Here is a 21506-nt window from a genome sequence, read left to right as displayed (position 1 = left end):
AGTACCAGAACCAGATGATCAGGGCGGTGCCGCCCCACGCGCCGATGTAGCGGCAGATTTCCCAGAACACTGCACCCTCCTCCGCGATCGAATTTCTGACTTCAGTCAATATCTGAGTGCGTCAGTCGGTGAAGATCTCCCGGTTGACCGTGTGCAGGTACGGGATCGCCAGGAACGGGGTGATGTAGAAGATGTCGTAGAGCCACCAGCCGATCACCGGGAAGATCACCCCGGCGTAGCGGACGTCGGCGAACATCGTCATGTTGAAGACGTAGACGCACCAGATCAGCACGCCCATCCAGCAGGTGACGATCATCCACTGGTGTCCCCAGCGTTTCATCTGCAGGAACCCGATGCCCGCGGCGATGCGCATGGTGAACACCGTGAGGATGAGGGCGACCTCCCAGGCCTTCTCCCCCGGGCCGCCTGCACCGCCCACCCACAACTCGTTGAAATGCCAGAAGTAACCGGCGTCAAACATGTTGCCCCAGCCCGTCAGAAGGACCCTGGCCAGCAAGGAGTGGTTGCCGATCAGGTCCAGCGACCAGCCCATCGCGTTGATCGCCGCATCGATGACGACGAGGTAGCCGATCAGCGTGACCATCATCGGACGCACCGACAATCCGTCCCGCTGGGCACGTCGCAGCAACCACACACCGCGTAGGAAGATCGGCAGCCCGATGATGCCGAGGACGGCACTGCCGATCAGTAGCGAACCGGCGATCAGCCACTTGTCGGCCTGACGCTGCGCGGTTCTGGACTGCTCGTCGTGGTCGGCCACCGGGCGCGCGGGCGCACCTGCCGCGGCCGTGCGGCGCGGCCTGATGGTCGGCAGATTCAAGCGTCCTCCTGCGAGCCGGTCCCGAACTGTTGACTGACTATAGTCAACGAATCGGCGGCTGGACAGGGGCCCGCAGGGGCAGCGCCAGGTCTAGGGCGCGAGGCTCCGTATGGTCCTGACGACGTAGTCATCCAGCAGGGCGTCGCGGGTCGGCCAATCGTTGGTCGTGATCAACAGCGCGTAGAAGCCGAGCAGGAAGAACACCGCGCTGTTCCACGGGTTGACGTCGGCGGCGACCGCGCCCTGCTGCTGGGCCAGTTCAATCTCCCTGGCCACCCCGGAGATCACCGGATGCTCCTGGCTGTCCGGTGCGGGTGGCCGGGTCTGCGAGAAGTGCAGGGCCAGAAAGTCTTTGAACAGGACGCCGCCGAGCCTACGTTCCAGCCCGATGACCAGGCGCATGGCTTCCCGCAGCCCGTCCTCCAGGCTGTGCGGTTTCTTGAGGAACTGGGTGTACTGCTTGGCGATCCGCTCCTCTTCGCGCTGCTCCAGCTCCAGCAGCACGTGCTCCTTGGTGGGGAAATGGAAGAAGAACGTGCCGTGCGCCACGCCCGCTGCGGTCACGATCGCGCCCACGTCCGCTTCGGCCATCCCCGCGCGTTTGAACTCTGCGATCGCCGCACCCATCAACCGCTCACGCGTCTGCAGGCGCTTCGCCTCACGCGCAGACAACCCGTCTGCCACAGCCATTCCGTTCCGTCGTATTGACCCGACTCAATGAACCCACTCAATCGGCTACGACTGGACACTATCCCGGGTGGCGGGCACACCCGGCCCGGTCCTGAGCCCTACTTCCAGGCGAAGACCGGTTGTTCGAGTTCGTCGACCGGATCGGTGCGCCCCTCCAGGGCCAGCCAGCGCAACTGCAGCAGCACCGCGCCGGTCGGCGCGTGGATCAGGTCATTGCCCAACGGAATCTGCACCACCGGGCGCGGGCTCTCCGGAATCGCGATGAACCGCGGCGAATCCTCGCGCTGCAGCTGATGCAGCCCCACCCGGTACGCCGCCACCACCTCGTCGGGCGACAGCCGCAGATCCAGCCGTCCGCCGCCCCAGACCACCACCGGGGTGATGACGTATCCCGAGCGGGTCGGGTAGTCGTCGAGCAGGCCCAACACCGCCGAGTCGGGCAGGCTCACCCCGACCTCCTCGTCCAGTTCCCGCAGCGCGGCCTCGATCGCCGACTCCCCGGGATCCAGCCGCCCGCCGGGTAGCGCCCACTGCGCGGCATGCGACGACAGCCGAGAAGTCCTGCGACACAACAGGAAAGCGGCCCCGCCGGATACGTCGACCATGCGTCCGTCGAGTCCGGGCTCCGGCATCGGCCGACCCCCGATCCACTCGTCGACCGGAGCCGGATCCACCCGGTCCTCACCGAGTTCGGAGTCGACCAGGACCACCGCGACGGCCGCGTGCCGCTTCGTCGGGTCGGTCACGGCGCGGCGCTCGTGCCCCGCCAGATGCGCACCGATGCGTTCCCGCAGGGCTTCGTCATAGGCGATCGTCACCGCTCGACCATATGCGGGACGCCCTCGACGCGACCGGCGAGGCCACGCCGCCTACTGGTCCGGCTTGCGGGTCTGCTGATACAGCGTGAGCTTCCACACTCCGTCGACCCGGTGGTAGACGCTGGACATGGCGCCGACGAACGCGGGCTCGTCGCCGTCGCGGTAGGCCGTACCCGTGTAGACCAGAGCCGCGTTGTCGTCGTCGAGGGCGATCAACCGGACGCCGCTGATCTCATACGCACGCCACGGCGGGGATTGCGCCAACGCGCTGACGACGGTGTTCCGGTCCATCACCATGCCGTTGGCGAGGACCATGACGGCGTCGGGCAGCATCAGTTCGCCGTAGAAATCGGCGCCGGAAGACTCGCACAGCGAGTCCCACCCGGCCCGTTCGATGTGCAGGAGTTCGTCGAGAACTGGACTGGTCACCGTCATCGAGTACCCGTTACGCAGACCTGGCATGCCTGGGCACCACTGTTGAAAGAGTGGTAGAAGTGATTCGTGGGTGATGTGTCGGCCCTCGCGGGCATCGCAGCAGTGACTGCGGCCGCCGCCGTGTGCACGATCGCGACACCCGTGTCGTCGGCGGCGCCGAAGTGTCCCGACATCGAGGTCGTGTTCGCCCGCGGCACCGACGAACCCGCCGGCATCGGCAATGTCGGCAAGGCGTTCGTCGACACGCTGCGCCCCATGGTCAAAGGCTCGACGGTCGACACCTACGCAGTGGAGTACCCCGCGTCGTGGGACTTCATGAAGGCCGCGGCCGGAGCCACCGACATGAGCAAGCGGATCCAGGCCACGGCGGCACGCTGCCCCAAGACCAAGATCGTGATGGGCGGCTACTCGCAGGGCGCGGCGGTGGTCGACGTCGTGGCCACCTCACCGGTCGCCGGTCTCGGCTACTCCGCCCCGCTGCCTGCCGCGGTCGTTCCGCGCGTCGCCTCTGTCGTGGTCTTCGGTAACCCGTCGGCGCGTCTCGGCCAGCCCCTGACCCGCATGAGCCCCGACTTCGGCGCCAGGACCGCGGACCTGTGCAACACCAACGACCCCATCTGCTCGCCCGGCCGGGACTGGAACGCGCACATCACCTATCCGAAATCAGGCCTGATCAAGCTCGCCGCGCAATGGGTCACGAGTCACGTCCAGCCGCCGCCTCCAAAGCCCGCTGCTCGAGGCTGAGGACCGGATAGAGCCGGTGCTTCCCCGGGAGGCCCTTCAGTTCCACTTCGCGGGCCACACCGAGGACGATGTCATCGAGATGCCTGACCGCGTCACCGACCGGCTCGCTGACGAGGATCTCGCCGCCTTCAGCCTGACCGGCCACGCGGGCCGCCATCGCGACGTCGAGACCGAACAGGTCGTCACCGCGGCGCACCGAGGTGCCCATGTGCACGCCGATCCGCACCCGGATGGCCTGCCACCGCTGGGCGTTCTCCGCGAGCGCGCTCTGCACATCGGTGGCGAACCGCACCGCGTTCTCAGGGTCGGCGAACGCGATCATGAAACCGTCGCCCTGCGTCTTGACGACATGTCCACCGTGATTGTCGACCCGCGCCTGGACGAGCTTGTTGTGCTTCTCCAGCAGCTTCACCCAGGCCCGGTCACCCATCGCGGCGTTGTACTCGGTCGAGCCCTCGATGTCCGAGAAGACGATGACGACGCGTCCGTCAGCGGTCAGCCGCGCCAGATCCGGGCGTTCCACCTGCGCCCATCCGGCGAGATCCTCGATCGAGTTGCGGACCGTTGCGCCCAGCCCCTTGTTGATCAGCATGTCCGCGGTCTGAAAGACCGTCTTGATGGCCAACGGCGCCACACCCCGACGACGCTTCCGCCTGCGGTCCTCATCCTCGAGCTTCATGCGCTCGATCTCACGCCGCGCGTTCGTCAGCTGCCGCCGGCTCACGATGAACAGCACCAGGAACGTGACGAACGCCGCGAACAGCACGACGACAACGACCAACAGGACGGACTCAAGCGTGGTCGGCATCGGCACCCGCTGATTATCGCCGCACACCGGTTCTCCGGCGCACATGTCACATTTCGTCGAGTCGAGGTGTCTCGAGGGGGTAATCCCCATCAACCAGGAGTGCACCATGGATGCTCGTTTGAACCTGTTCGAGAACCCGACCGCCGTCAAGATGCTCAAGTACGTCACCTCGGCGGGCAAGGTGATCACGGACTCGGCGCTCCCCGAGGCGACGCAGCAATTGGTGGCGCTGCGCGCCAGCCAGATCAATGGCTGCGCCTTCTGCACCGACATGCACACCAAGGACGCGGTGCTCGCCGGGGAGACCCAGCAGCGCCTCCACCTGGTCGCGGCATGGCGGGAGGCAACGGTATTCACCGAGGCCGAACGCGCGGCCCTGGAATTGACCGAGCAGGGCACCCGGATCGCCGATGCGGCGGGCGGGGTCAGTGACGACGTGTGGGCCAATGCGGTCAAGCATTACGACGAGAACCAACTGGGCGCGCTGGTGTGCCTGATCGCCTTCATGAACACCGTCAACCGCTTGAACGTGATCGTTCAGATGCCCGCCGGCGACTACCAGCCGGGCCAGTTCGGATAGCGGCGCTCTCGCGCTCGTAACGCAGTGGCGGCCGAGCAGCCTGTTTTTCGCCACTGCGTTACGAACGTGGACCGTGCCTGGGCGATCGGGGATGCGGGCGAGCTGGCACGCTGGTTACCAACATGACCACTCCCCTGCTCGACGATCCGAGCGACCTCTCGGCACTGCAAGCCAAGGGCGGCGACGCCGACACGCTGTTCACCGACTTCGCCGTGTGGGCCGAGGCCAACGGCACCACGCTGTACCCGGCACAGGAAGAGGCGCTGATCGAACTGGTCAGCGGGGCGAACGTGATCCTTGCGACGCCGACCGGCTCGGGCAAATCTCTGGTGGCCACCGGGGCGATCTATGCGGCGCTCGCCGCGGACCGCGTCAGCTTCTACACCGCCCCGATCAAGGCGCTCGTGAGCGAAAAGTTCTTCGCACTGTGCGATGTGTTCGGGGCCGACAACGTCGGCATGCTCACCGGGGATGCGTCGGTGAACGCCGATGCGCCGATCATCGCCTGCACCGCCGAGATCTTGGCCAACCTCGCGCTGCGTGAAGGTGCCGACGCCGATATCGGCTTGGTGGTCATGGACGAGTTCCACTTCTATGGCGACCCGGATCGCGGCTGGGCGTGGCAGGTGCCGCTGCTCGAGCTTCCCAAGGCGCAGTTCCTGCTGATGTCGGCGACGCTGGGTGACGTCGAGTTCCTGCGCAAGGACCTGACCCGGCGCACCGGGCGGGAGACGGCGCTGGTGGCCGGGGCCGAACGGCCGGTGCCGCTGTTCTACTCGTACGCCACCACGCCGATGCACGAGACCATCGCCGACCTGCTCGACACAAAACAGGCACCGATCTACGTCGTGCATTTCACCCAGGCCTCGGCACTGGAGCGGGCTCAGGCGCTGATGAGCGTCAACGTCAGCACCAAGGAGGAGAAGGCCGCGATCGCCGAGATGATCGGCGCCTTCCGGTTCTCGACGACGTTCGGCACCACGCTGTCGCGGCTCGTGCGGCACGGCATCGGCGTCCACCACGCCGGCATGCTGCCCAAGTACCGCCGGCTGGTGGAACAGCTGGCCCAGGCCGGACTGCTCAAGGTGATCTGCGGTACCGACACCCTCGGCGTCGGCATCAACGTACCGATCCGCACCGTCGTCTTCTCCGCCCTGTCCAAGTACGACGGCACCCGGATGCGGTTACTCAACGCCCGCGAGTTCCACCAGATCGCCGGACGGGCCGGGCGCGCCGGGTACGACACCGCGGGCACCGTGGTGGTGCAGGCGCCCGACCACGAGGTGGAGAACCTCAAACAGTTCGCCAAAGTGGCCGACGATCCGAAGAAGCGTCGAAAGCTGGTGCGGCGCAAGGTCCCTGAGGGAATGGTGCCGTGGGGTGAGAACACCATGAACCGGCTGATCGACGCGGCCCCCGAAGCGTTGACCAGCAATATGCGGGTGTCGACAGCGATGATCCTCGATGTCGTCGACCGCCCCGGTGACCCGTTCGCGGCGATGCGTCGCCTCCTCACCGACAATCACGAACCGCGCAAACGTCAACTGAAGCACATCCGGGAGGCGGTCGGCATCGCCCGCTCGCTGCTGCAGGCCGGTGTGGTCGAGCGGCTTGCCGAACCCGAGGCAGACGGCCGCCGCTACCGGCTGACGGTCGACCTCCCGCCGGACTTCGCGCTCAACCAACCGCTGTCGACGTTCGCGCTGGCCGCGGTCGATGTACTGGACCCCGAATCCGAAAGTTATGCGCTGGACGTCGTTTCGGTGATCGAGGCCACGCTGGAAGATCCCCGCCAGATCCTGGCCGCCCAACTGAACAAGGCCAGGGGCGAAGCCGTGGCGCAGATGAAGGCCGACGGGATCGAGTACGACGAACGCATCGAACTGCTCGACGAGGTCACCTATCCCAAGCCGCTGGCCGAACTGCTGGAGCACACCTACGAGCTGTACCGGCAGACCAATCCGTGGGCCGCCGACGGGCACCTGTCCCCCAAGTCTGTGGTGCGTGAGATGTGGGAGCGCGCCCTGACCTTCCGCGAGTACATCAGCGTCTATGGGTTGACCCGCTCCGAAGGGGCGGTGCTGCGCTACCTGTCCGATGCGTTCAAGGCGCTGCGCTCAGGAGTGCCGACGGCCGCGCGGACCGAAGCGCTGGCCGACATCGTCGAGTGGCTCGGCGAATTGGTGCGCCAGGTCGATTCCAGCCTGCTCGACGAGTGGGAGCAGCTGACCAGCCCGGACCAACCTCACGACGCGCCGGTGGCCGTGCCCGCCCGGCCTCGCCCGCTGACGGGCAACGAGCGGGCGTTCACCGCGATGGTGCGCAATGCGTTGTTCCGCCGGGTGGAGCTGTTCGCCCGGTCCCGCTGGGACGAGCTCGGGGCGCTCGATGCCGCAGCCGGCTGGGCGGCCGAGCGCTGGGCCGATGCGGGTGAGGCGTATTTCGACGAGCACGCCGAGGTGGGTACCGGAGCCGACGCACGTGGCCCGGCGTTGCTGATCTTCGATCGGCAGCCGCAGGTGTGGCGTGTGCGACAGATCCTCGAAGATCCTGCCGGAGATCACGATTGGGGCTTCGACGTGGAAGTCGACCTGGCCGCGAGCGACGAGGACGGTGCCGCGGTGTTGCGTATCGTGGATGCGGGCCGGATGGGATAGGCACGATCGACTGACCCCGTGCCTCTTCCAGGTTATCGCGACCCCGGGGCCTTGCCGCAAGGCCCCGGTGATGGCGCACAATCGCTGGCCGAACCTGACCACGGATGAACGAGGAGCACGTGCCAGCTGACGATCACGATGTCGAAGTGCAGTCCGAACAGACCTATGTCGACGGGCTCTACTCCCGCTTGGATGCCGAACGCAACCTCGTGCGTGACCGGTACCGCACCGCGCTGCGCGAGCACGGCGGGTCCGCGGTGGAACGCGACGCCGAGGTGCTGGCGCTGGCCAAGGAAGGAAACCGGCTCGACGTAGCGGACAACGGCCTGTGCTTCGGACGGCTGGACACCGTCGACGGAGAGCGTCTCTACGTCGGGCGCCTGGGTCTCTTCGACCGCGACGACGACTACGAACCGTTGCTGCTGGACTGGCGGGCACCGTTGGCCCGGCCGTTCTACACCGCGACCGGGGCCAACCCGGAGAACATGCGCCGGCGCCGCCAGTTCCGCACGCTGGCGCGCCGCGTGCTCGATTTCACCGACGAGGTGCTGGGCCGGCCCACCGAGGGTGACGAAGGCGACGCCGCACTGCTCGCGGCGGTGAACGCCCCGCGCGATGAGGGCATGCGCGACATCGTCGCGACGATCCAGGCCGAACAGGACGAGGTCATCCGCAACGAGCACACCGGGGTGCTCGTGGTCGAGGGCGGCCCGGGCACCGGCAAGACCGTGGTGGCGCTGCATCGCGTTGCCTATCTGCTCTACACCCACCGCGAGCGCATTGAACGTCACGGCGTTCTGGTCGTCGGGCCCAACGAGGCGTTCCTGCACCACATCGGCCGGGTGCTGCCCTCGCTGGGCGAGTCCGATGCGGTGTTCATGACACCCGGCGACCTGGTTCCCGGCCTGCACGTCACCGCCGAGGACGCGCCCGAGGTGGCCGCGATCAAGGGTTCGCTGAAGATCCTCGACGTGTTGGCCGCCGCGGTGGCCGACCGCCAGGAGGTCCCGGCCGAGCCGATCTTCATCGAACTGCCCGATGTCACCGTGCGCATAGACGCCGAAACCGCGCAGTGGGCCATCGAGGAGGCCCGAGAGACCGGGCTGCCGCACAACGAGGCCCGGGCGACGTTCCGCGACATCGTCACCTACGTCCTCACCGAACGCGCCGTGGCGCGCATCGGCAAGGGGTGGCTGAGCCGCCAGGACAAGGCGGCCTGGGAGGAACTGCGGGCCAGCGTGGTGAGCGAACTCGACGACAACGCCGCGTTCGCCGGGGCACTCGATGCGCTGTGGCCGATCCTGACCCCGGAAACCCTGTTGGCCACGCTGTATTCGTCGCCCGATCGGCTGCAGGCGGCCGGCGCCGACGCCCGGTTCTTGCGAGCCGACCCCAGCGCCTGGACCGTTTCGGACGTGCCGTTGCTCGACGAACTGGTCGATCTGCTGGGCCGGGACAAGGCGGCCGACGAAGCCGCGGAACGCGAACGGCGCGAGGAAGCCGCCTACGCCGCCGGGGTGCTCGACCTGATGGTCGCCCGCGAGGATCTGATGGACGACGAGGACCACCTGCTGGCCAGCGACCTCATCGACGCCGAGGACCTGGCCGACCGGTTCATCGAACGCGACACCCGCGGACTCGCTGAACGTGCTGCGGCCGACCGGGATTGGACCTACGGTCATGTTGTGGTCGACGAAGCCCAGGAACTGTCCGAGATGGACTGGCGGGTGCTGATGCGTCGTTGCCCACGCCGGTCCTTCACGGTGGTCGGCGATCTGGCCCAGCGCCGCTCGGCCGCCGGGGCCCGATCCTGGGACACCATGCTCGAGCCGTATGTGCCCGGCCGGTGGATCTACCGGACGCTGTCGGTGAACTACCGCACCCCGGCCGAGATCATGGCGGTGGCCGGTGCACTGCTCGCTGAGTTCGCACCCGGGGTCCAGCCGCCGGAGTCGGTGCGGGCAGGCGGTGTGCAGCCATGGGCGAAACACCTGACCGCCGCCGAAATCCCCGCTGCTGTCGAGGAATTCGTGCGCGATGAAGCCACCCGCGAGGGCACGTGTGTGGTGATCGGCCCGCCCGAGGTGCCCGGCGCGGTGGCCCCGTCGGACACCAAGGGCCTGGAGTTCGACGCGGTGCTCGTCGTAGAGCCCGCACACATCCTGGCCGATGGTGACCGCGGTGCCGCCGAGTTGTACGTCGCGCTCACCCGCGCGACGCAGCGCCTCGGGGTTCTGCACACCGAACCCCTTCCCGACACGCTGAACGGACTCGCCCATGTCTGACGCATCATCGCCGGCAGCCACCACCTGCGCGATCGTGGGTGGTGGGCCCGCCGGGATGATGCTCGGGCTGATCCTGGCCCGGTGCGGGGTGGCGGTCACCGTCATGGAGAAGCACGCCGACTTCCTGCGTGATTTCCGCGGTGACACAGTGCATCCGAGCACCATGCGCATGCTCGATGAGCTGGGGCTGTTCGGCGAGTTCGACAAAATCGGCTACAGCAAGGTCGAGAAGGCCGAATTCCCGGTCGACGGCGGGCCCCCGGTGACGTTCGTCGATTTCCGGCGGCTGCGCCAGTCCCATCCGTACGTGGCGATGGTGCCGCAGTGGGACTTCCTCGACCTGCTGGCCGATGCGGGCCGCAGTGAACCCAACTTCACCCTGCTCATGCGGACCGAAGTGACCGGCCTGCGCAGCGACGGCGACCGTATCACCGGAGTCCGCTACACCAGCCCCGACGGCGACGGCGAGCTGCGCGCCGAGCTCACCGTGGCCTGCGACGGGCGCACGTCGGTGGTGAGGCGGGAGGCCGGGCTGGCCACGCGGGACTATCCGGTGCCCTTCGACGTGTGGTGGTTCCGCCTGCCGCGCACCGAGGACGGCCAGTACTCGCTGATCCCGCGCACCGCGCCCGGACGTGCACTGATCATGATTCCCCGCACCGGCTACTTCCAGGTCGCCTACCTGATCCCGAAGGGCAGCGACGCCGGACTGCGCGCCCGTGGGCTGGACGCGTTCCACACCGAGCTGGCCCAGTTGATCCCGGAGGCCGACGGGGACACACTCACCTCCTGGGACGACGTCAAGAAACTAGATGTTCAGCTCAACCGCCTGCCGCGGTGGCATCGCGACGGTCTGCTGTGCATCGGCGATGCCGCACATGCCATGTCACCGGTCGGCGGGGTGGGCATCAACGTCGCGATCCAGGACGCCGCCGCGGCCGCACGCGTGCTGTACCAACCGCTGCGCGAGCACCGGGTCACCGAGTCCGACCTGGCCGCCGTGCAGCGCACGCGCACCGTGCCGACCACCATTACCCAAGGCTTCCAACGGATCCTGCATCGTCAGGTGCTGGCACCGGTCATGGCAGGCGCCGAGGTCACCCCGCCCGGGGCACTCGTGAGCATCATGCGCCGGTTCCCCCAGCTCACCGCGATCCCCGCCTACCTGGTGGGCACCGGGGTGCGTCCCGAACACGTGCCTGAGCCGGCCCGCCGCTAGGTTCGGCATGGGAGGCAAACAGAACCCCGAACAACGCCGACGCGAATTGTGCGATGCGGCAATAGCTCTGCTCGCCCGCGAGGGCATCAAGGGTGTCACCCATCTGAAGGTCGACCGGAAGGCCGGGGTTGCCGACGGGACCACGTCGTTCTACTTCCGCACCAGCTCGGCGCTGATCCGTGCGGCCGCCAACCGCATCGCCGATCTCGACCTGGCCGATCTCACCGCGGCCACCCGATCGGAGAACGGCGGCGACGGCCCATCGCCGGCGGCCGGCCTGGCCCGCCTGGTCATCCGGTCCGGAACCGGGGCGCGCCTGGTCCGGAGCAAGGCCCGTTATGAGCTGGTCATGCCGTCCAGCCGGGACGCAGCCCTGGCCGAAGCGTTCAGCCACAACCAACAGCGGTTCTTCGAACTGCACCGGAACGTCGTGGTCGCGCTCTGCCCGGCCGACACCGACCCGGGTCTGATCGATGAAAAGGCCTATGTCCTACTGACTTTCATCAGCGGACTGATGCTTGCCCTGGCCCGCGGCGACCGTACGATCAACTCCGACGAGGAACTCCACGACATCATCACCGCGATCGTCGCGGCGGCCCCGGCCACCTCACATCGCGAAGGAGTAACCGCCGTTGACCGGTAGGGTCTGGCCGGTGATCCAGGAGCCGTGGTCGCTGCCCAGCAGCACCGCAAGGTAGGCGACGTCCTCGGGCAGGCCGGGCCTGCGGATGGGGTAGCGCGACAGGATCGCCTTGGCCTGCGGGGAGTCGGCCATCTCCGCCCACAACGGTTCGGTGAGCGGCGTGCGCATGGTGCCCAACGCGATGTTGTTGGCGGTGATGCCGTAGCGGCCGTTCTCCAGCGCGATCGACCGGGTCAGGCCCGCGGCAGCGGCCTTGGCCGCCGCGTACACCGCGCCACTGGCGTCGCCGGTTCGCCCGGCATCCGACACGATCGTCACCACCCGGCCCCATTGCCGTTCCATCATCGCCGGCAGCACCGCGCGCGTGCAATGCAGTACGCCATAGAGATTCACCTGCAGGAACGGATGCCAGTCCGCAGGGGTGGATTCGGCGAACGGCACCCGGGCGGCGAAGCCCTCGGCGCCGGCGTTGCCCGCATTGTTGACCAGGATGTCCACCGGCCCGACCGTCATGATTGCCTGCGTGACCGCCTGGTAGTCGGTGACGTCGAACGGCACCGCCACCGCATCACCGCCCGCTTCTCGCAACTCCGCGACCACAGCCTCCGCCCGGTCACCTCGGAGGTCGTTGACCAGCACCGTGGCCCCGGCTGCGGCAAAGGCATCGGCCAAACCGCGGCCGACGCCCTGTCCGGCACCGGTGATCAACACCCGCCGGTGTGACAGATCGAATTGCAGTGTCATCGTCGGCGAGCTCTCCTGTGGTTCGGCTTGATTCCGGACAACCTACCCCACAGAGTCTCTATATATGTAGAGTCCTGCACACCGCCCATGCAAGACCGAACGGAGCCCGGGTGAAATTCATCTTCAACCTGCCTCACATGCTGCGACTCAAGGCGACGATGCAGGCGTGGGAGGCCGAAGTCACCGGCGCCGATCAGACCAGGATGGCGAAGCGGGCCGACGACCTGGGCTACGACATGATCGCCGTGCCCGAACATTTCGCCATCCCGCGTGAACACGTCGAGTTGTCCGGGCCGCACTATCTGCAGTCCACAGTCGCGCAGGCCTACCTTGCGGGCGCCACCTCACGGATACGGCTCAACTCCTGCATCACGGTGCTGCCGCTCCAGCATCCGCTCGTCCTCGCCAAGTCACTGGCCACGGCCGACTGGATGAGCAGTGGGCGGATGATGGTCACGTTCGGAGTCGGTTGGCTGCAACGGGAATTCGAACTACTCGGCGTTCCCTTTCACGAACGAGGACGGATTGCCGACGAGTACCTGGCGGCCATCATCGAGCTGTGGACCAGTGAGAACCCGCGGTTCGACGGCCGGTACGTGGCCTTCGACGACATCGCCGTGGAACCCCAACCGATTCAGAAACCGCACCTTCCGGTGTGGATCGGCGGGGACGCGGACGGGGCGCTCCGACGCGCGGCGAAGTATGCCACCGGGTGGTGGTCGTTTCTCACCCCTCCGGAAAAACTGGCCGAAAGGATCGAGTTCATCAAGTCGCAGCCGGAATACGACGGACGCGAGTTCGACGTCGTGCACGGCATGGCGACCAGACGGGTCGGCGAGGCGCATGCCGTGCGTGAGGACCCCGACACCCGGTCCGACATGAGTGCGCAGGAAATCGTCGACCGGTTGTGTTGGCTCGGGGAACAGGGAGTCACGGTCAGCGCCGTGCCACTCCCCACCGTCAGCGGCGTCGACGAATATCTCGACTATGCCCAGTGGGTGATCGAGGAGATCAAACCAAAGGTGCCATAGAACTGGTGGTGGTCAAGGACCCAGATGGACCAAGGACCCTATGTGCGCACCCGTGCAGCCCCTAACCTGAAACCGTTCAGCCATAGGAGGGCACCGATGAGCGACCACGACGTACGGATGATCATTCTTTCGACCGACGACTTGGATGAGTCGATCCGCTTCTACACCGAGACTCTGGGAATGCCGCTGAAGTTCCGCGACGGCGCCCACTTCGCCGCGCTCGACGGTGGATCTCTCACGCTGGCCCTGGCCACGTCGGTGGATCACCCGATCCCCGGCCAGGTCGTCGTCGGGATCAAGACCGCCGACGTGGACGGTGCGGCCAAGGCCATCGAAGAAAGTGGCGGCGGAATCATCAAGCACCCGTATGACGATGCCCACGAGCGCCGGGCTGTGGTGTACGACAACAAGGGCAACGGCCTGGTCTTCTACAGTCCGCTGGCTCGTTAGCCGGGCGCCGAAGCCGCGGCGTCGAGCAGGGTTTCGGCCAGCCGCGCCGCGGCCGGTGTCATCCGCCCGACCGGCGGCGCGGCGAGATAGACCTGCCACACCGGCGGGTCGCGCAACACAACGGTCCGCAGATCGCCGAAGCGGCGCGCCTCGGACGCCGGCATGAATGCGGTACCCAGACCGGTGCCGACCAGTTCGGCAATCGCGGCGAACCCGGCCGGAACCTCGTACTGCGTCTGGGGTTGCACGCCGGCCCGGTGAAACGCCTCGTCCATCAGGCGCCGCAGTCCGAATTCAGGTGGGAATCCGACCAGATCCTCGCCGGCCAGGTCGCCCAGCTCGAGACGGCGACGTCGCGCCAGGACATGGTCGTCACGGCAGACGAACACCATGGGCTCCTCGAACAGCAGCCTCATGTCGAGCTGAGCCGGGAACCGGTTGGGCAGTGAGACCAGGGCAAGATCCAGCGAGCCCTCCAGAAGTGCCGCCAGATAGGCCGATGCACCGGACTGGCTCAGCCGCAACCGCAACCGGACAAAGGGGTGGGCACGGTGGAAGTCGCCGAGAGCACCGGCGACATCGACCGGACCATAGGAGATCAACGAGCCGAATTCGACTGTACCCATGAGTGATCCACGGAACTGTCCGGCAGATTCAGCTGCCGCACGGGCCGCGTGCAGCACCTCGTAGGCGTGCGACCGGAAAGCCTCCCCGGCTGCGGTCAGGCTGATCCGTTGCCGCGACCGGTCGAACAGTTCTACCCCGAGCTCACGCTCCAGCTTCGCGATCGAGGTCGACAACGCCGACTGGACGACGTGCGCCCGCTCGGCGGCACGGGTGAAACTCATCTCGCCGGCCACCGCGATGAAGTGTTCGATCTGTCGTAACTCCACCGTGCCAGCCTATCTATCTGATCGATAGGTCTCATCAGATCCAATCGTTGGACTTGATGGCGTGGTGCGGGTGGGATGGATACCACGAGCCCGCGAGAAGGAGCAGCAACGGTGACTGGTTTGAGCAGAAGGAACTTCGGCTTCCTCACGGCGGCCGCGGCCGGCGCGGCAACACTGGCGGCCTGCGGCACCTCACTCGCGCCCGCTCCGCCACCCGGACCACCGGCCAAGCCGTCGCACACCATGAACCCGGTCAGACAGATCGACGCCGGCGAACTCAATGTCGGCTACACCGAGGCCGGGCCCGCCGATGGGCCCGCGGTGATCCTGCTGCACGGCTGGCCCTACGACATCCACAGCTACGCCGATGCCTCGGCACTGCTCGCCGAGCGGGGCTTTCGCGTCATCGTGCCGTTCCTGCGCGGCTTCGGTTCCACCCGGTTCCGCTCCGCCGACACCGTGCGCAACGGTCAGCAGGCCGCACTGGCGCACGACGTCATCGCCTTGATGGACGCGCTGAACATCCCCAAGGCCGTGCTCGGCGGATATGACTGGGGCGGACGCACCGCCAACAACGTTGCCGCCCTGTGGCCGCAACGCTGCGCGGGACTGGTCGCGGTCAGCGGCTACATCACCGTGAACCTGGCCGCCAACCTCAAGCCGCTGGCGCCCGAGGCCGAACTGGGTTGGTGGTACCAGTACTACTTCGCCACCCCGCGCGGTGAACTCGGCTACCGCGAGAACACCAGGGAATTCAACAAGCTGATCTGGACCAAGGCCTCACCGCTGTGGCATTTCGACGACGCCACCTACGACCTGTCCGCCGCGGCGTTCGACAACCCTGACCACGTCGACATCGTCGTGCACAACTACCGGTGGCGGCTCAGCCTGGCCCCCGGTGAGGCCCGCTACGACGCGGACGAGGCACGGCTGGCCGGCAAGCCGCCCGTCACGGTTCCGACCATCACGATCGGTTCCGACTTCGACGGCGCGGCCAAGGACGGAGCCGGCTACCGCGCGCTCTACACCGGGCCCTACGAACACCGCATCCTCAACGGCATCGGACACAACGTGCCGCAGGAGGCACCCGAGCAGTTCGTCGCCGCGATCGCCGACGTCAGTCGCATGGGTGGGCGCTGAACTCACGCTCGCGTCAGGGGTACGGCCGTCCGGTCAGCTCTCGGATCGTGCGAATCTCACCGTCCCGATACGGTCGTCCATCCGCGTGGAACAAGTCGTGGAACCACACCTGCGGGGGCGACTTATAGGGATGATCCCAAGAATCCCACGGTAGATAGGTCTGCGTCTTACCCGCCACCAGGCCCCAGCTGTAGGCACCGACGTTGTGCCGTTTGGCGATTGGCAACACGCCCTCGACCGTGCTGCCCTCACCTCGTGCCAGGAATTCGGTGCACAGGATCGGACGTCCCATGGGTGCCAGCTCGCCGATCCGGGCCTCGAATCCGGCCGGATCGTCGTAACTGTGAAAGGTCAGCACATCCGAGAGGTCGAGCTGGATCGTGGCCATCGCACTGCGCTGCTGTGGGTCCGCCCAGGCCCCGTCCCAGACACCACTGGTCAACGGCTGCACGGGGTCGACCGAGCGGGCCCAGGCGAAAACCTCGGGCAACAGTTTCTCGATCAGGCTGACCTTGTCCTGCCGTTCCACCTCGCGGTAGTTGGCTGCGGGATTGTCGGGTTCATTCCACAGGTCCCACCCCAGTACCCGGTCATCATGACGGAATTGGCTGATCACCCCGATGACGTACTCACGCAACATTCGCCGGTACCGGCGATCGTCCAGGTTCTGCGCACCCGGGCTCTGAACCCACACCGAGTTGTGTATCCCGGGCCGTGGCCGCCGCTGGCGCCCCAACCGGGGAAACGGGTCCCAGCAGGAATCGAACAGCACGAACAGCGGTTTGATGCCGTGGCTGGATGCCAGAGCAACGAACTGGGCCAGTCGGTTCTGAAAGCCCAAGTGGCCCTGGGCCCACAGCTGGTCATGCAGGAACACCCGCACCGTGTTCAATCCGGCCAACCGGGCGATGCGCAACTCATTGTCGATCCGCTGCGGGTCATAGGTTTCCGGTTGGAACATCTCCAACTGATTGCCCGCGTTGGACGGAATGAAGTTGGCGCCTACCAGCCAACCCTGCGCGGCGTACCAGCGGTGCGCCCGCTCGGGCGACCAGCGGGCTCCGTGGCCGTCGATTTTCGCGTGGGCCTCCGGCGCCCTGGCCACCGACAAGCCCGCGGTGACGAGCAGCGACAGCTTGAACGCGGCACGACGGCCCAAACCGGCACCGTCGTCTTTCCTGTTGACCTGCATCACTTTACGAATAAAACGCATCTCCCTGTGCGAACACTGACGGCACCAAAGGGGTACCCGTCGCACGCGCGATCCCAACTCCACAGCGAGTTGTCGACGACGCGTCCGCGGGCAATGTCCCGACAGGTTCGACGCCAGCCCCCCGACCGGCGTTCGGAAACCGAACTGCTGACGCTGAACGACCAGGCCACTCAGGCCCGGCACCCCCATGCCGCCATCAATGATCCCACGGGCGTTCAGCCCGTGCGCGGCTGACTAACTGCCGGCAGCGGCCAGCCGGGCGCGTTCCCGCATCGAGGCGACGACGCCGCCGTCATTGAGGATGTCCGTACCGGTGAGGTAACCGGCCCGGTCACTGACGCAGTAGGCCAGCAGATCGGCCATCTCCTCCGGCTTGCCCCACCGTGGCACCGCGGCGTCGGCAACCATGGCACCCGCCCCCGCCTGTTCCTCCAGCCGGCCCATCTCGGTGTCGATGGAGCCCGGGGAAACCGAGACGATGCGGATGCCGCGGCCGTTGAACCGCTCGGCCTGCGACGAGCTGTACCACTTCACGAACGCCTTGCTGATCGCGTAGGAGAATCCGGACCGCATGTCCTCCGGAGCGATGTTGCACGCCGCGAGCATTTCGGTGAGGAATCGGTCCTGGTCCTGCAGCGCCAGCGGAAAGTGCTGCGCAGGAATGATCTCCTCGGGCAGCAGGTGCGCCGCCATCGATGCCACGTTGACGATCGCCGCTCCCTCGCCCGCGGACGCGAAAAAGGCCTCGTTCACGTGCAGCGTGCCCAGCGCGTTGGTTCTCATGACGTACTCGGCGTCACCCATGCTCGGGCTGACCCCGGCCGCATGGACGACGGCGCCGACCGTGCCGAGCCCGGCCGCGGTCTCGAACAGCCGATCGACGGCCTCCCGATCGGTGACATCGGCATTGACGATCGCGGCCGCGATACCCAGGTCGGCCAGCGCGGTGGCCGCGCCTTCGAGGCGCTCCTGTCGCACATCGCACAACACCACCGGCTGGTCCCGCCCGACGACCTTGGCCGTCGCGAGTCCCATGCCACCTGCGCCGCCTGTGATCACCGTCACCCGTGTCATGACCAGCACGGTATACGCAGGTCCGGGGCCCCGCCGCGGCGGGGCCGTGCAACTGCTCAGCGTCCTCAGGCCGCGGTGTCCTGGCCTCCGCCATCCGATGGGGTGCCCGAGCGCCTGGCGCGCACGGATTCCAGCGCACCGGCGCCGACGTGGGCGGCGACCACGATCCCGGTCAGGTAGGTGAAATGGGCCAGCAGGGTGTGGGCGAGTGGATCCACATTGCCCATCGGCTGCCCGTTGTTCGCCCGCGAGAACAGACTCCAACTGACGATGATCAGATAGCTCGTGACGAAGGCCGAGACGATCGCATCCCGCACCGCGGTTCGGTTGCGCTCCGGGTCGGAGTTGCCATGCTGAATTATCCAGACCATCAGGAACGTCCACAGTCCGACCAGCGCCGCCCCGACCTGCAGTGGCCAGTACTCCGACAGCTCGGCAGCCGCGATCGGCGCAGCCACGGCCACGATCACGTCAACGGCGACAAGCGATACGAGCTTGACTTCGGCCATGGGTGAAGTCTTCGCCGAGACGCACGAGCAGGCACGAGTACCGCACTACCCGAATGTGCGACGGGATTTTCCCGGCAGCCAATCTGAGCGGCCCGCTGTGCAGGCGGACCGAGCGGCATATAACGGGTAGTGATGACAGATGGCCCATCGATGACGCAGGCGAACCGCTGTCGATTGCCCGTGGTGGATCGTCCGCTATGACCTGCCCGTATTGCGGATCCCCGCTCGATGAAACCGACACCTGCAGCCGCTGCGGGCAGATCCACGAAACCGCACCGACCGGATGGCGACCGGACCCCACAGCCCGCCACGAAGGCCGCTACTTCGTCACCGGACATCCGACGAATCGGGTTCGTGACGGCCGGACCACGTCGACCGACCCCGTCGGCGGCCGGATGCTGCCCGACTACCTCGAGTTGAAGACCGCGGGCATCCGGTCGACCTGGCTGGGAACCACCGCGGCGGCGGCGATCATCGTGATGACCGCCGCGGTGGTATGGATCCTCCTGGTGGCGGGCCACAGACCGCCGCCCCCGCCGGAGGCCGGATACCTTGCCGCACTGAAGGATGCCGGGATCAGCGATCAGTTCAATTCCGACGCCAACGCTGTCGCCCACGGGCGGCAGGTGTGCCGCCGGCTGGAAGACGGTGAAGCCCAACAGGGCCTACTCGCCGACAAGATCGCCGTCGAAGCGTTCTGCCCGCGTTTCTCCGAAGGCTTCCATGTGCTCGAAAAGACGACGGTCGCAGGTACTTTCATTCTCTCTGACAACGTGGGCGCCGAGGGCATCGTCTCCGACGGAACAGCATGCCAAGGCGCAAACGGATACTCCGACGTCAATCCTGGCACCATCGTCACCGTCAAGAACGGCAAAGGCGACGTACTCGCCACCACCACCCTGGGGCCCGGTAAGGGCGACGCCGCCAGCTGCACCTTCTCCTTCAGCGTGCCGTTGACCGAAGGTCAGGATCGCTACGTGCTCTCCGTCGGACGTCGCGGCGAATTCAGCTACACCTTCGAACAACTTGTGGCCAAAGGGATCCGGATGCAGCTCGGTCAATGATGTTTGCGAGAATCGCGCCCTCGCGCGGAGTTGGGCCATTGCCGCGCGACGCCATATCACGACGTACGCCGCCGGTTGGAAACGATGCGGTCACGACTACGGCTCGCTCACATGTCAACCCCGCAACCATCTGAAAACTTGTGTGGACACCGATTTCAGACAGTTCTACGGTTCAGCTCGTCACAATTTTCACCGATGTAATTTCCACACGAATCAAGGGAGCTGATCGGGGATGGCCACCTTTGCTCATATCACGGTCAAAACTGTTGTCAGCGCAGGATTGTGCATGACCGCAGTAGCGACCGCAGTAGCGCTGAGCCCGCACGCCGCGGCAGCGCTGCAACTCAAGACAGGCGGGTACAAGTGCGTCGACGGTGCCGCCGGTGCGGCGCCCGGGGCGCCGTGCGCGGCTGCGGCAGTCGAATCCGCGGGAATCGTCCCGGCCGCGGTCCCGCCGGCACCACTGGCACCGCCACCGGTTGCCGTCCCGCCGGTACCACTCGCACCACCGCCGGTGCCGGTGCCTCCGGTGCCCCTCGCACCGCCGGTGCCGGTCGTACCGGCCGCCGCTCCGGTCCCCGCGGCTGCACCTATCGCCGCTCCGGTGGCGATCGCCGCAGGCACCGGAAAGGGCGTCCCGACCGTTTCGCCCGGGGGCGGCCCGGTCGCCGGGACTCCCACGCTGCCCGGTCCCCCGGACTCATCCGCCGGCGGCTGATCCAACCCATCCCGTAGCGCAAAAAGGGCGCCCGGCTCACCAGCCGGGCGCCTTTCTCATTGCCTTTTTACCGTTGCCTCACAGCAGGATTCACTACTCCTGCACGATCACCGGATCACCGATGTTGACCGTGTTGAAGTACCACTCGGCGGCCGCCGGGATCAGGCTGATGCAGCCGTGGCTGGTGTTGTCCAGGCCCATCGACGGGACTGCCCACGGCGCGGAATGTACGAACAGACCCCGATGGGTGAATCGGACCGCGTAATCCACGTCCAGGAGATAGCCGTCCGGCGCATCGACGGGAATGCCGACGCTGCTCGAATCCATCTTCACCGTGCGGTCTTTCCCGAGAACTGTGTAGGTGCCGACCGGGGTCGGGTACTCGGGACGCCCGAGAGAGGCCAGCAGCACCCCCGGTTCGCCGGCGTGCGGCAGATGATGCGGTGCCGGCAGGGCGATCGGTGGGTCTTCACCCAACCCGTCGATGGTGACCGTGAAGGTGTGATCGGAGATGTCGGCAACACCGATAACGGCTGGGCCGGTTTGGAATTCCGTCCGCATCCCGCCGACCGACAGCATCACCGTGCTGTGCGCGGGCCAGAACTGTGCCGGGGTCCACGACACGACGTTGGCGTCGAGCCACTCGTAGGTGCCCGTACGCACCGGCGTCGACTTCAGCCCGAGGGCACGTTCCACCGATGACCGGTTGGTGATCGGGTTCTTGAACGTCACCACCACGGGATGGCCCACGCCGACGACAGCGCCCTGGGCCGGCGCGATCGATTCGATGGTCGACGTCAACGGCAGGCTCACCGCCGCCGTGTCGACGCTATTCGTACCGCCGGAGAAATAGGTCATGACAACCACGACCAGAACGAGAACACCCTGAACTACCGCGCGCATCAAACCGATCTCTCTGCGATGCCCCCATGATCTTGAACGATGTCATG

General features: G+C 66.7%; 22 protein-coding genes. 11 read left to right on the top strand and 11 right to left on the bottom strand.

Annotation, left to right across the window (positions count from 1 at the left end):
• Positions 1-121: 121 nt before the first annotated feature.
• From ACZYZ7_RS14635 to ACZYZ7_RS14620, 4 genes are all read right to left on the bottom strand, one after another.
• Entirely contained in the window at positions 122-781 is a 660-nt protein-coding gene (locus ACZYZ7_RS14635; protein ID WP_463741417.1) for a hypothetical protein, read from the bottom strand.
• A 150-nt stretch (positions 782-931) separates the two neighbouring features.
• Positions 932-1531 carry a TetR/AcrR family transcriptional regulator gene (locus tag ACZYZ7_RS14630; RefSeq protein ID WP_463741221.1) on the bottom strand — a complete coding sequence of 200 codons (600 nt, stop codon included), beginning with the start codon at positions 1529-1531 and terminating at the stop codon, positions 932-934.
• A gap of 98 nt (positions 1532-1629) precedes the next feature.
• Entirely contained in the window at positions 1630-2349 is a 720-nt protein-coding gene (locus tag ACZYZ7_RS14625) for an NUDIX hydrolase (RefSeq protein WP_135459599.1), read from the bottom strand.
• Positions 2350-2400: 51 nt separating this feature from the next.
• Positions 2401-2811: a nuclear transport factor 2 family protein gene (locus ACZYZ7_RS14620; protein WP_450071585.1), complete on the bottom strand. Its 411-nt coding sequence runs from the start codon at positions 2809-2811 to the stop codon at positions 2401-2403.
• A gap of 48 nt (positions 2812-2859) precedes the next feature.
• Here ACZYZ7_RS14620 and ACZYZ7_RS14615 point away from each other — a divergent pair, with 48 nt between their 5' ends.
• Positions 2860-3528 (top strand): cutinase family protein, encoded by a 669-nt coding sequence (locus ACZYZ7_RS14615; RefSeq protein ID WP_450071600.1) that lies wholly within the window; start codon positions 2860-2862, stop codon positions 3526-3528.
• Here ACZYZ7_RS14615 and ACZYZ7_RS14610 read toward each other — a convergent pair.
• Complete coding sequence (locus ACZYZ7_RS14610; RefSeq protein WP_463741220.1) at positions 3479-4336, bottom strand: adenylate/guanylate cyclase domain-containing protein; 858 nt, start codon at positions 4334-4336, stop codon at positions 3479-3481. The genes ACZYZ7_RS14615 and ACZYZ7_RS14610 overlap by 50 nt on opposite strands.
• Before the next feature lie 106 nt (positions 4337-4442).
• On the opposite strand from ACZYZ7_RS14610, the gene ACZYZ7_RS14605 reads away from it, so the two are divergent.
• The 5 genes from ACZYZ7_RS14605 (at position 4443) to ACZYZ7_RS14585 (ending at position 11720) form a co-directional block, all read left to right on the top strand.
• Positions 4443-4916, top strand: coding sequence for a carboxymuconolactone decarboxylase family protein (locus ACZYZ7_RS14605; protein WP_450071586.1), 474 nt, complete (start codon positions 4443-4445; stop codon positions 4914-4916).
• A gap of 122 nt (positions 4917-5038) precedes the next feature.
• Positions 5039-7573 carry a DEAD/DEAH box helicase gene (locus ACZYZ7_RS14600; RefSeq protein WP_463741219.1) on the top strand — a complete coding sequence of 845 codons (2535 nt, stop codon included), beginning with the start codon at positions 5039-5041 and terminating at the stop codon, positions 7571-7573.
• 119 nt (positions 7574-7692) lie between these two features.
• Positions 7693-9858 carry an RNA polymerase recycling motor ATPase HelR gene (gene helR, locus ACZYZ7_RS14595; RefSeq protein ID WP_463741218.1) on the top strand — a complete coding sequence of 722 codons (2166 nt, stop codon included), beginning with the start codon at positions 7693-7695 and terminating at the stop codon, positions 9856-9858.
• Positions 9851-11077, top strand: coding sequence for an FAD-dependent oxidoreductase (locus tag ACZYZ7_RS14590; protein ID WP_463741217.1), 1227 nt, complete (start codon positions 9851-9853; stop codon positions 11075-11077). The genes helR and ACZYZ7_RS14590 overlap by 8 nt, the downstream gene beginning before the upstream one ends.
• A 7-nt stretch (positions 11078-11084) precedes the next feature.
• Positions 11085-11720, top strand: a complete 636-nt coding sequence (locus ACZYZ7_RS14585) for a TetR/AcrR family transcriptional regulator (RefSeq protein ID WP_135459605.1) — start codon at positions 11085-11087, stop codon at positions 11718-11720.
• Here ACZYZ7_RS14585 and ACZYZ7_RS14580 read toward each other — a convergent pair.
• Positions 11685-12464: an SDR family NAD(P)-dependent oxidoreductase gene (locus ACZYZ7_RS14580; protein ID WP_450071018.1), complete on the bottom strand. Its 780-nt coding sequence runs from the start codon at positions 12462-12464 to the stop codon at positions 11685-11687. The two genes, ACZYZ7_RS14585 and ACZYZ7_RS14580, sit on opposite strands and share 36 nt — an antisense overlap.
• 110 nt (positions 12465-12574) lie before the next feature.
• On the opposite strand from ACZYZ7_RS14580, the gene ACZYZ7_RS14575 reads away from it, so the two are divergent.
• Positions 12575-13495, top strand: a complete 921-nt coding sequence (locus ACZYZ7_RS14575) for a TIGR03619 family F420-dependent LLM class oxidoreductase (protein ID WP_450071017.1) — start codon at positions 12575-12577, stop codon at positions 13493-13495.
• Positions 13496-13591: 96 nt separating this feature from the next.
• Positions 13592-13945 carry a VOC family protein gene (locus ACZYZ7_RS14570; protein WP_036443520.1) on the top strand — a complete coding sequence of 118 codons (354 nt, stop codon included), beginning with the start codon at positions 13592-13594 and terminating at the stop codon, positions 13943-13945.
• Here ACZYZ7_RS14570 and ACZYZ7_RS14565 read toward each other — a convergent pair.
• Positions 13942-14838 carry a LysR family transcriptional regulator gene (locus ACZYZ7_RS14565; RefSeq protein ID WP_463741216.1) on the bottom strand — a complete coding sequence of 299 codons (897 nt, stop codon included), beginning with the start codon at positions 14836-14838 and terminating at the stop codon, positions 13942-13944. The two genes, ACZYZ7_RS14570 and ACZYZ7_RS14565, sit on opposite strands and share 4 nt — an antisense overlap.
• A 111-nt stretch (positions 14839-14949) precedes the next feature.
• Here ACZYZ7_RS14565 and ACZYZ7_RS14560 point away from each other — a divergent pair, with 111 nt between their 5' ends.
• Positions 14950-15978, top strand: coding sequence for an alpha/beta fold hydrolase (locus ACZYZ7_RS14560; protein ID WP_463741215.1), 1029 nt, complete (start codon positions 14950-14952; stop codon positions 15976-15978).
• A 13-nt stretch (positions 15979-15991) separates the two neighbouring features.
• On the opposite strand, the gene ACZYZ7_RS14555 is transcribed toward ACZYZ7_RS14560, so the two are convergent.
• The 3 genes from ACZYZ7_RS14555 to ACZYZ7_RS14545 form a co-directional block, all read right to left on the bottom strand.
• Positions 15992-17137, bottom strand: coding sequence for a glycoside hydrolase 5 family protein (locus tag ACZYZ7_RS14555; RefSeq protein WP_450071028.1), 1146 nt, complete (start codon positions 17135-17137; stop codon positions 15992-15994).
• A gap of 288 nt (positions 17138-17425) precedes the next feature.
• On the bottom strand, positions 17426-18265 hold the full coding sequence (locus ACZYZ7_RS14550) for an SDR family oxidoreductase (RefSeq protein WP_135459609.1): 840 nt from the start codon (positions 18263-18265) through the stop codon (positions 17426-17428).
• 65 nt (positions 18266-18330) lie between these two features.
• Positions 18331-18774: a hypothetical protein gene (locus ACZYZ7_RS14545; protein WP_450071014.1), complete on the bottom strand. Its 444-nt coding sequence runs from the start codon at positions 18772-18774 to the stop codon at positions 18331-18333.
• A gap of 197 nt (positions 18775-18971) precedes the next feature.
• On the opposite strand from ACZYZ7_RS14545, the gene ACZYZ7_RS14540 reads away from it, so the two are divergent.
• Both ACZYZ7_RS14540 and ACZYZ7_RS14535 read left to right on the top strand, forming a co-directional pair.
• Positions 18972-19838 carry a DUF732 domain-containing protein gene (locus ACZYZ7_RS14540; RefSeq protein WP_135459611.1) on the top strand — a complete coding sequence of 289 codons (867 nt, stop codon included), beginning with the start codon at positions 18972-18974 and terminating at the stop codon, positions 19836-19838.
• A 286-nt stretch (positions 19839-20124) separates the two neighbouring features.
• On the top strand, positions 20125-20556 hold the full coding sequence (locus tag ACZYZ7_RS14535) for a hypothetical protein (protein ID WP_450071013.1): 432 nt from the start codon (positions 20125-20127) through the stop codon (positions 20554-20556).
• Between the two features lie 93 nt (positions 20557-20649).
• Here ACZYZ7_RS14535 and ACZYZ7_RS14530 read toward each other — a convergent pair whose 3' ends face one another.
• Positions 20650-21459 (bottom strand): L,D-transpeptidase, encoded by an 810-nt coding sequence (locus ACZYZ7_RS14530; protein ID WP_135459613.1) that lies wholly within the window; start codon positions 21457-21459, stop codon positions 20650-20652.
• Between the last annotated feature and the right edge of the window lie 47 nt (positions 21460-21506).

It is taken from the genome of Mycobacterium sp. IDUB_17 (assembly GCF_055419465.1).
Note: the sequence above shows the minus strand (reverse complement) of the source record. Positions and strands in the feature narration are given on the sequence as shown.

What these genes read in the sequence shown, in the direction of transcription:
- ACZYZ7_RS14585 (WP_135459605.1), top strand. Translation starts at nt 11,085, where the DNA reads ATGGGAGGCAAACAGAACCCCGAACAACGCCGACGCGAATTGTGCGAT.
- ACZYZ7_RS14620 (WP_450071585.1), bottom strand. Translation starts at nt 2,811, where the DNA reads ATGCCAGGTCTGCGTAACGGGTACTCGATGACGGTGACCAGTCCAGTT.
- ACZYZ7_RS14630 (WP_463741221.1), bottom strand. Translation starts at nt 1,531, where the DNA reads ATGGCTGTGGCAGACGGGTTGTCTGCGCGTGAGGCGAAGCGCCTGCAG.
- ACZYZ7_RS14540 (WP_135459611.1), top strand. Translation starts at nt 18,972, where the DNA reads ATGACCTGCCCGTATTGCGGATCCCCGCTCGATGAAACCGACACCTGC.
- ACZYZ7_RS14605 (WP_450071586.1), top strand. Translation starts at nt 4,443, where the DNA reads ATGGATGCTCGTTTGAACCTGTTCGAGAACCCGACCGCCGTCAAGATG.
- ACZYZ7_RS14580 (WP_450071018.1), bottom strand. Translation starts at nt 12,464, where the DNA reads ATGACACTGCAATTCGATCTGTCACACCGGCGGGTGTTGATCACCGGT.
- ACZYZ7_RS14550 (WP_135459609.1), bottom strand. Translation starts at nt 18,265, where the DNA reads ATGACACGGGTGACGGTGATCACAGGCGGCGCAGGTGGCATGGGACTC.
- ACZYZ7_RS14545 (WP_450071014.1), bottom strand. Translation starts at nt 18,774, where the DNA reads ATGGCCGAAGTCAAGCTCGTATCGCTTGTCGCCGTTGACGTGATCGTG.
- ACZYZ7_RS14600 (WP_463741219.1), top strand. Translation starts at nt 5,039, where the DNA reads ATGACCACTCCCCTGCTCGACGATCCGAGCGACCTCTCGGCACTGCAA.
- ACZYZ7_RS14570 (WP_036443520.1), top strand. Translation starts at nt 13,592, where the DNA reads ATGAGCGACCACGACGTACGGATGATCATTCTTTCGACCGACGACTTG.
- ACZYZ7_RS14530 (WP_135459613.1), bottom strand. Translation starts at nt 21,459, where the DNA reads ATGCGCGCGGTAGTTCAGGGTGTTCTCGTTCTGGTCGTGGTTGTCATG.
- ACZYZ7_RS14610 (WP_463741220.1), bottom strand. Translation starts at nt 4,336, where the DNA reads ATGCCGACCACGCTTGAGTCCGTCCTGTTGGTCGTTGTCGTCGTGCTG.
- ACZYZ7_RS14590 (WP_463741217.1), top strand. Translation starts at nt 9,851, where the DNA reads ATGTCTGACGCATCATCGCCGGCAGCCACCACCTGCGCGATCGTGGGT.
- ACZYZ7_RS14535 (WP_450071013.1), top strand. Translation starts at nt 20,125, where the DNA reads ATGACCGCAGTAGCGACCGCAGTAGCGCTGAGCCCGCACGCCGCGGCA.